At 40.1% G+C, this 2,142-nt stretch carries 3 protein-coding genes and 1 pseudogene; 3 read left to right on the top strand and 1 reads right to left on the bottom strand.

The window, feature by feature from the left end; genetic code table 11:
* Positions 1–988: 988 nt before the first annotated feature.
* Positions 989–1,129: a hypothetical protein gene (locus CDZ78_RS22425; protein ID WP_167374417.1), complete on the bottom strand. Its 141-nt coding sequence runs from the start codon at positions 1,127–1,129 to the stop codon at positions 989–991.
* Between the two features lie 12 nt (positions 1,130–1,141).
* Here CDZ78_RS22425 and CDZ78_RS22430 point away from each other — a divergent pair, with 12 nt between their 5' ends.
* The 3 genes and pseudogenes from CDZ78_RS22430 to CDZ78_RS24605 all read left to right on the top strand — a co-directional run.
* Complete coding sequence (locus tag CDZ78_RS22430) at positions 1,142–1,282, top strand: hypothetical protein (RefSeq protein ID WP_167374418.1); 141 nt, start codon at positions 1,142–1,144, stop codon at positions 1,280–1,282.
* An 82-nt stretch (positions 1,283–1,364) separates the two neighbouring features.
* On the top strand, positions 1,365–1,934 hold the full coding sequence (locus CDZ78_RS19770; RefSeq protein WP_087871498.1) for a hypothetical protein: 570 nt from the start codon (positions 1,365–1,367) through the stop codon (positions 1,932–1,934).
* Between the two features lie 17 nt (positions 1,935–1,951).
* Positions 1,952–2,029: pseudogene (locus CDZ78_RS24605) on the top strand (IS1 family transposase); the annotation flags it as partial.
* Positions 2,030–2,142: the final 113 nt, after the last annotated feature.

The following is a 2,142-nucleotide window of genomic DNA, read 5'->3' on the forward strand; positions in this document are numbered from 1 at the left end:
TCCTCAAGAATAATTAATATCGGGAAGTTGTTTCGTGCTTATTCCTTAGTCTCTTGGGCAACGGATTCAAAAAAGTACGTACTGTATGCTGAGAAAAACGGGGCTAAGGATGAGGGGGTGAAACAGAGACTCCTAGAATTGGCACGATCTATCCCAGCGGATTAAAGCACACAGGCGGGTTCTGTCGCAAAAGATACGTATTTGTGTAAACCTGGTTATGAACCTGTTTTTTTTCTTCGCCCAGGGGGGTAAGTAACTTTTTTATCGTATCTGTAATCTTCTATCTTGGGCGCGTCTGATGTTTTTACAATTGAATCCGAGTACTCTAAAAAGGATAACTCACAGTACACATGGCGCGCCAGCTCTTCGCTAAGGCGTTTTATATCGCTTTTAAGGCGCTTTAACAGCTAACCCCTATCATACATACCCGTTAAAGGTTTTTGTGGGTCTTTAAGGGGATTACATGCCCCCCCCCCAATAAGCGATTGACTAATTTGGGTGTGTGTATGTGGTTTGTTATAGCTGTTACAGAAAACAAAGATTAAACGGTAAACCATTCCAAAATAAAGGGTTGGCTTATTGCAACAAGCAACAGTATTCTGGGGACTCTTTACCCTAGGGAGGAAGTAACTTTTTAAACTTCATAATAAAACGCTATTTAGTGTAAAATATAATATAGATTGTACTATATCTATAATCCTTTTATAATCAAAGACTAGGGTTACTGTCATGTACAACCTATGGATATTTATACGAAATCATTACATTTACAATTTAGGGTTTTATAGTTACTCCTCTTTGGGGATAACACGCGTATGACTTCATTTCAACTAATTATTAAACGTGAATGAAATCAATTTCTTGCTCAATTAGGATAAATTATCATGGTTGGGAAAACCATAGTTTCCCTTTGGGTTTAATTACTGCAATCCCTTAAACTGTATAATATAACCAATCGCTTGTTCATCAGAGCAATTTGAGTAGACCTTTAATTTAGCAGACTCTCAGCCCTACAGGCGCGCCATGCTACCTCACGAAATTCCGGGACTCCTGTCGCCGTAATTCGTTCACCTACGCAGCGAATAGGAGATGCTCCAGCCGCCCTGCGTCCGCCACAGACTGAGCACAAAGCAGCTCAGTCATGGCTACCTCAAATGGCTCTACGGCTATTCGGGATAAAATTTTAGCCTCCCTCGCGCGCTATCGCGCACTTCGGATTGGCAAATTTCCCTGCGCCTTCTGGAGACTATCAGCCCGTCCGGGGCTGACAGCGGGCGCATAAAATACTAGATAGAATTGAAAATGATCTACATTTGATTGTTACCTCAATAAAGCAACAAAGATTAAATAAGGCTGTTTAGGAAATGAAAAATGTAAAAGCAATTTTAATACCACTAACTATGGGTATGGCACTACTAACAGGGTATACAAATCCTGTTATAGCAGGTTCAGGTGCAGGAGGCATCATAACAATAAAGAACAATTCTACTAGTGAGATCGAAGTAACTTGGAGTGGTGTAGGTTGCGCATACTATTGGGGTGGAATAAATTACGCTTGTAATGGTGAATACTTAAACTCTGGAGAAGAGTACACATATAGGTACAACTGGGGAGTAACTAACACATGGATTAATGTAGGAATCGCAGCGCATTACGATGTTGACCACCCTTGTTTAGACAACGATACGGGGGAAGGAGGTTGCTTAGCAGCAGATAAGGATATAGATACGGATGCTTGGGAAACAGATTACTGCTTAGTACACGATTGGGGATTACATTGTACAGGTAAAACCAAACCGTACACTTGGAATGAGGTACCTCGTGATAATGAAGATTATTGTAATCTTGTTTTAATAGAACTGATACGGATTACACCAGAAGGAGACCCAGTAGTAGTTAGTGAACAAGATTTACTTAGATGTGGTTGGGATTGATAATTGGATCGTAGGTCAAATCGGCATCTATGCATGATATTGTCATTAGATTCTTAATTAATAAAGTCGAATTTGGACGAGATATTCATGCTTAATAACAGATTTTCCCCCCTACTCGCTAAAGATCAGTTTCTAGAGTTTTCAGCGTGGACGGGGGCTTTATTCACCAACAGGAAATAATAGAATGAAATCATTAAAAAATGGAGTG

Source organism: Bathymodiolus platifrons methanotrophic gill symbiont, assembly GCF_002189065.1.
Taxonomy (GTDB): domain Bacteria; phylum Pseudomonadota; class Gammaproteobacteria; order Methylococcales; family Methylomonadaceae; genus Methyloprofundus.